General features: G+C 61.5%; 4 protein-coding genes and 1 pseudogene. 3 read left to right on the forward strand and 2 right to left on the reverse strand.

The window, feature by feature from the left end; all coding sequences use genetic code 11:
- The 3 genes from Q0J60_RS09525 to Q0J60_RS09535 form a co-directional block, all read left to right on the forward strand.
- On the forward strand, positions 1-953 hold a 953-nt coding region (locus tag Q0J60_RS09525), incomplete at its 5' end, for a hypothetical protein (protein ID WP_294440951.1).
- On the forward strand, positions 944-1912 hold the full coding sequence (locus Q0J60_RS09530) for an ABC transporter ATP-binding protein (RefSeq protein ID WP_294440953.1): 969 nt from the start codon (positions 944-946) through the stop codon (positions 1910-1912). The genes Q0J60_RS09525 and Q0J60_RS09530, both read left to right, overlap by 10 nt.
- Positions 1913-1919: 7 nt before the next feature.
- Positions 1920-3185 (forward strand): ABC transporter permease, encoded by a 1266-nt coding sequence (locus tag Q0J60_RS09535; RefSeq protein ID WP_294440956.1) that lies wholly within the window; start codon positions 1920-1922, stop codon positions 3183-3185.
- Positions 3186-3191: 6 nt separating this feature from the next.
- Here the strand turns inward: Q0J60_RS09535 and Q0J60_RS09540 are convergent, their stop codons facing one another.
- Together Q0J60_RS09540 and Q0J60_RS09545 are read right to left on the reverse strand one after the other, a co-directional pair.
- Complete coding sequence (locus Q0J60_RS09540; protein ID WP_294440957.1) at positions 3192-5738, reverse strand: ATP-binding protein; 2547 nt, start codon at positions 5736-5738, stop codon at positions 3192-3194.
- A gap of 166 nt (positions 5739-5904) precedes the next feature.
- Positions 5905-6098: pseudogene (locus tag Q0J60_RS09545) on the reverse strand (hypothetical protein); the annotation flags it as partial.

Raw genomic sequence — 6098 nt, forward strand, 5'->3', positions numbered from 1 at the left:
AGGCATGCGTCACTGCAGTCGAATGTGCTCTGAAGAACGAAGGCGACGGCGCCGAGATGACGGGACCGGTCAAACATGAGAGTCTGGCGCGTGGCATCGGCGGGAATGTGGGCAACCAACTCGAACGCGGAGGCGCGGTGTGCGCGGAGGCCGGAGAGTGCGCCAACACGCTGAGGCGGTTCGCGTCAGAAAACTCGCTCGGACGCTTGGAGGATTCGCTCGGTTCTGCGTCGAGGCCTTCGAGGATGCATTCTGCGAAGACGCGTCCTTCATCGCCGTCGTTCCTTTCGTTCGCGGCGTTCCAGGCGCGCGCCATTCCCGCACGCATCTGGATAGCGCAGGCGGCGCTCATCGCGCTCGTGCTTTGGGTATGCGCGTTGGAGCCTGCGGAAGGATTCGTCAATTGCATGGCGGCGGCGCTTGGGGCAATCGTTGCCGGCATGGGCGTGCCCGTTGCCATGGCGAGTAGATCCTATCGCATGGCGGAACTCGAGAGCACGTGTCGTTTCAATTGCCGGTCGGTTGCGGCAGCGCGCATGGTCGTGGTCGGGGGCGCGGATGTTTTGCTTCTGGGTGTTGCTGCGTGCGCTGCGCCCTCTTTGACGAATGCGTATGCGCTCACGTTCGCCGTGTATGCATGCGTTCCCTATTTTGCGGTGTGCGCGGGAAGCTTTGCCGTCTCTCGCCGAGCGCGCGGCTCCTCCGCGATGGCGATCTCTGCGGCGTTGTCCCTGCTCGCTATGGGGATATGCGTGTTTCTCCAGCAGGTGTTTCCTTGGGTGTACGAGCCGGCAGCGGTGGGTTTGTGGGCGATTGCCGCGGCCGTCACCGGAGTTTGGCTGGCGCGCGAAGCTTACGCGTTCCTCTGCGCGGCAGCTGAGGGGATTGACGCGTTCGGGTGCTTGGGGCGCTTAGCGCATAACGAGAAAGGGTGCGATATCTCATGGAGCTAACTATCGATAGGTTGAGCAGGCAATTCGGATCGCATATTGCCGTTGATCGTGTGTCGGCGCGACTGACGCCGGGAGTGTATGGGCTGCTTGGCGCGAACGGAGCCGGCAAGACCACGCTCATGCGTATGGTGTGCGGAGTACTGCGTCCTACGTCGGGGGAAGTGCTGTTCGACGGAGTGGATATCCGTCGGTTGGGCGAGGCGTATCGTGCGCGTTTGGGCTACCTTCCGCAGGATTTTGGCTACTATCCTGATTTCACGGCGCTCGATTTCATGATGTACATGGCGGCGCTCAAGGGAATCGGCCGCAGGCAGGCGAAAGCCGCGTCGCTCGATTTGCTTGGCGTGGTGGGCCTGAGCGATGCAGCGCGTATGAAAATCCGCGCGTTCTCTGGCGGCATGAAGCAGCGATTAGGTATCGCGCAGGCGGTGCTCAACGACCCCGACGTGCTGGTGCTCGACGAGCCTACGGCGGGACTCGACCCCAAAGAGCGCGTGCGGTTCCGCAATCTCATTGCCAGCCTCGCGCAGGATAAGATTGTCATTCTCTCTACGCATATCGTGTCTGATGTGGAGTACATCGCTGACGAGATCCTCGTCATGCGTGCCGGGGCGTTCATCATGCAGGGTGCGCCCGATGCGGTTACGAGCCAGGTGGCGGGCAAGGTGTGGGAATGCCACGTGGATGCCCGCACAGCAGACGCTCTGGCGGCACGCTTCACGGTGAGCAACGTGCATTACGCGGCGGATGGTCAAGCGGTGGTGCGTGTGGTGGCGGATGCTCAACCGGTGTCGGGCGCGCGGGCGGTAGAACCCACGCTCGAGGATTTGTACCTGTATGTGTTTCGCGATGCATCGGATCGGGGCGACGCGGGCAATCGGTCCGGTCGTGAGACAGCGGCGCATCGCGGCCTGGTGAACCGCATTCGAAGCACCGGTCGCGGCGGGGAAGAAAGGTAGGCTCATCATGTTCGACCTCATAGTCTTCGAGCTCAAGAAAATCGTGTGCCGCCGCACCACGGTCGTCGCCTGCGGCGTGCTGCTCGCGCTCATCTGCTTCATCATGGCGCTTAACGTGCTGCAAACCAAGACGGTGACAAATTCGGACGAAATCCTCTCAGGGTTCGACGCCATCGCCTACAACCGCGATGCGGCGAACGCCCATGCGGGCGAGCTCACGGCGGAGCGCATCGTGGACGATTTGACGGCATACCGCGATCTGACGCTTTCGAAGATGGATGTCCAAGAGCTTGCCACCATGAGCGACGCTGCTGCATACAGCCTGATGACGCAGGCGTTTGCGCCTGAGGAGCGGGCGGTTCTCACGGATAGCTACTACAGCTATCTACTTGCTCCTTGGCGCGCTCCGGGGCAGGAGTCCTATCAGGCGGCGGCGCTGCTCACCGATGAGCAAATCGCCAATTTCTATAGCGAGGTGGACCGTTGGTTCCAGGATTCGCTCGACGACAACATGGGCGGCTCTTGGAGATATTCCGACTCCGAGCGCGCGTTTTGGACCGATATGCAACAGCGTGTGGGGGAGCCCTACGAGTACGGTTATGCGGGCGGATGGGAAGACATCCTCAACTGCGTGGCGTTTCTGATGTTCGCGATGCTGGGCGTGTGCGTGGCGCTTGCCCCGGTGTTCTCGGGCGAGTACCAGGAGCGCACCGACGCCGTGCTGTTGGCGTCGCGACATGGGCGCGGGCGCTTGGTGGTTGCCAAGGTGGTCGCATCGTTTATCTTTTCCACAGCGTACTTCGCTCTCTATGCGGCTGTGATTTGCGGCGTTGCCCTTGTCGCGTTCGGTGCGGAGGGGGCAAGCCTGCCTGTGCAGGCAATGACCGCCTTCATTCCGTACGATCTTACCATGGCGCAGGCGGTGGGCATCGCGGTGGGCATCGCCTATGTGATGACGCTGGGCTTCGCGGGGCTTACGCTGGCGATTTCATCGCGCACGAAATCGACGCTCGCGGTGTTCGCCATCGTAGCGGCGCTTATTCTGGTTTCGGGCATGGTGCCTTCGGCGGGAAGCGGCATCTTGATGCGCATTCTCTACCTCGCGCCCGCAAACGCGCTTGCGCCTCAACCGCTGCTGGATATGTGCATGTCGTATCCGCTGGGCCCCGTGGTACTCGATCTGCAGGGTGCGTGCTGGGTGCTTTATGGCGTCATTGCGTTGGCGTGCGTGCCTCTGGCCGTCATCTCTTTCCGGCGCCATCAGGTGGCGTAAAGGCCGTTACTTCCCGCACACTTTTGCGAGCACGGCGATGAGCGCGTTGAAGTCGATCGGCTTGGACACGTGCGCGTTCATGCCGGCCTCGGTGGTGCGGGCGATGTCCTCGGCGAACGCGTTCGCGGTCACGGCGATCACGGGCACCGTCTTGGCATCGGAGCGTTCGAGTGCGCGGATGGCGCGGCAGGCCTCGCAGCCGTCCATTTCGGGCATCTGCATGTCCATGAGAATCACGTCGATGTAGCCGGGATCGGTGGCCTCGAACGCGCTCACCGCCTCGCGCCCGTTCATCGCAGGAATCACCTCGGCGCCCATCGCGTCCATCATCTCCTGCATGATCTCCATGTTGATCTCGTTGTCCTCGGCAATCAGAAGGCGTTTGCCTTCCAGGCTAAAGTCAGGCGCAGCATTGCTGGGCGCGTCTGCCTGCGCGCCGGCGAGCTCTTCTTCCTCGGCGATGCGCAGCGGCAGCACCACCGTGAACGTGCTGCCTTTCCCGAGTTCGCTGTTCACGCTGATCTCGCCGCTCATCTGCTGCACGAGGCTCTTGACGATTGGCATGCCCAGCCCTGTGCCCGACACCTTTGAGGGCGAGAACGTGGTTTCGCGCGCGAACGGCTCGAAGATACGCTCCAGGAAATCCTGCGACATGCCGATGCCCGTGTCGGACACGATGATGCGACATTTGCACATCTTGGGGCGGCGAGACGCTACGTCGAGGGTCACATCGATCGTGCCGCCCGGCAGGCTGTACTTCACGGCGTTCGATATCAGGTTGTTCAGAATCTGGCCGATACGGGCGGGGTCGCACATGACAAAGGGCATGCTTTCATCAACCTGCACGTGAAGGGTCTTGCCGCTGCGTTCTGCCGCTTCTTTGAACAGCGAGGCGCCGTCTTTCACGCATTGGGCAAGGTCGGTGGGGACATATGCAAGCTCAGTCTCTTTGCCGTGCTCGATGCGCGACATATCAAGCACGTCGTTCACCAGCGTGAGCAGCTGGCTGCCCGCTTGCTCGATCTTATCCAGGTAGTCCTCGGTCTTCGCACGGTCGTCAAGGTTTGCACGTGCGAGCGACGACAGGCCGATGACTGCGTTGAGCGGCGTGCGCATGTCGTGCGACACGTTGCTGAAAAACGCGCTCTTCTTGTCCACCGTCTGCCGTGCGGAATCCAGCGCGCTTTCCAAAAGCGCCTGCTGTTGGAGCTGCTGGCGCTTCTCAGCGTCCACCTCGCGGAAGCACATGACAACCTCGTTGAGGCCAAGGTCGCGGTTGTAGATGAGACGGATGTTGACCCACTTGTACCCGTCGGGGAAATGCCTGCGGTAATCGCCGCCGAATTCCTCGACGCCCTCCGCCGCCAGCTTGCGGATGTTTTCCAGCGAAAAACTCTGCTCGAAGGCGTCGAAGGTGCGCTTCTCAACCACGTCGCCCACCATGCTGAGCATGTGGCTGTACGCGCCGGAATGCCCCAATCCTTCGCGCACGTCGGGCGACGACTTGATGGTCTCGTACGTGCCCGCGTTGTAGTCGATGCGGTAGATGGCATAGAACGTGTCGCCCAGGATTTTCAGCGTGTCCTCGGTGTGCTTCATCCTGCGGCTGTCGAGGTGGCCGCGAATCATGATGGCAATCACCAGAAGGACGAGCACGAGGCAGATTGCCGCCAGCGCGACGATCGCCGCATCCCAGCCATCCTGGAGGATGTCTTTGATAGGGATGGTGATGACCGAAAGCCATCCGTTGCTCATCTGCGAGTAATACACGCCGTTCACAACGCCGTCGAGGTCTGTGATGGAGGCGAGATGGTCTTCCATCTGGCCGTCCAGCACCGCCGTGCGCAGATCGTTCGCCCAGGCGGCGGTCTGTTCGTCTTCAACCCCGTCGTCAGAGGTGGTGTAGATAAGAGCGCCGGATTCGTCGAAGAGGTAATACGAGCTACCCTGCGGCAGCGATGCCTTGTTGCGGTGCACGTGGAAGTTTTCCAGGAAAATGTCGAACGCGAGCACGTTGCCCTCGCCGCTGAGCTTGACCGACATGGTCACGAGCTCCTTGCCCGTGACGGCATCGGTGTAGGCGTCGGTGAACGCCACATGCCCGTCAGCCTCGAGCGCTGCGGTGTACCAAGGGGCGGACGCGTAATCGTAGCTTTCGTCGCCTTGCCAGGGGTTAGCGGCGATTATCCGGCCGTCGATCACGGCATAAGGGTCGATGATGTTGACGCCGAGCGAGTCTTCGATGTTGGTGTCGTAGCGCTTCAGGAGGCTTGCGTAGGCCTGGGCTCCCTCGTCGTTGTCGAGCGCATGGTTGAGGGAGCTTGCGACCATGCTCATGAGCAGGCTGTATACGGAGGTGCGGTTCTCTTCCTCGGCGGCGTAGCTTGCTGCCAGCGAACTGCCCATGTCGTCGGCGTTCATCAGCAGCTTGTCGCGCACGAGGTAGATGCTCCAGGCGATGAGCAGGCACAGCGCGACGGCGAGCGCCGCGCCGATCTTTATGGGGAGGCCCGACGACAGCAGGTCGCGTCGCTTGGATGATGTGTCGTTCATGCGCTTTCCCTCCGCCGTTGTATGCAAAACGCGACGACAATAGCGCCGCTGCGTCATGATTATATCCGCACCAACAGGAGGGTGCTTGATTGCTGTAATAATTTCTATGGGCGCTTCAGGCGGTCGAGCTCTTAGCGAGGAGAGTCGCCCCCCAATGTATTTTCCGTTACACGTCCAAGTCGAGGCCGCGTGCCACGTGCGCGATGAAATCCTGCACGTTGGTCACAATGCCGCGCGAGGCGAGCGACCCGCGATCGGCCAGCTTGTTCACGGCGAACTCGGCGATGTCCACGCAGTAGAAATACACCTGGCGGATGGTTCCGTCGGGCATCACGCGGAACGAGGGCGTCATGTTGCCCG

Origin of the sequence: uncultured Slackia sp., from assembly GCF_944321625.1 — a bacterium.
GTDB lineage: Bacteria > Actinomycetota > Coriobacteriia > Coriobacteriales > Eggerthellaceae > Slackia.

Excerpts from the sequence above, each read along its gene's own strand:
- Q0J60_RS09530 (WP_294440953.1), top strand. The coding sequence starts at position 944 with ATGGAGCTAACTATCGATAGGTTGAGCAGGCAATTCGGATCGCATATT.
- Q0J60_RS09535 (WP_294440956.1), top strand. The coding sequence starts at position 1,920 with ATGTTCGACCTCATAGTCTTCGAGCTCAAGAAAATCGTGTGCCGCCGC.
- Q0J60_RS09540 (WP_294440957.1), bottom strand. The coding sequence starts at position 5,738 with ATGAACGACACATCATCCAAGCGACGCGACCTGCTGTCGTCGGGCCTC.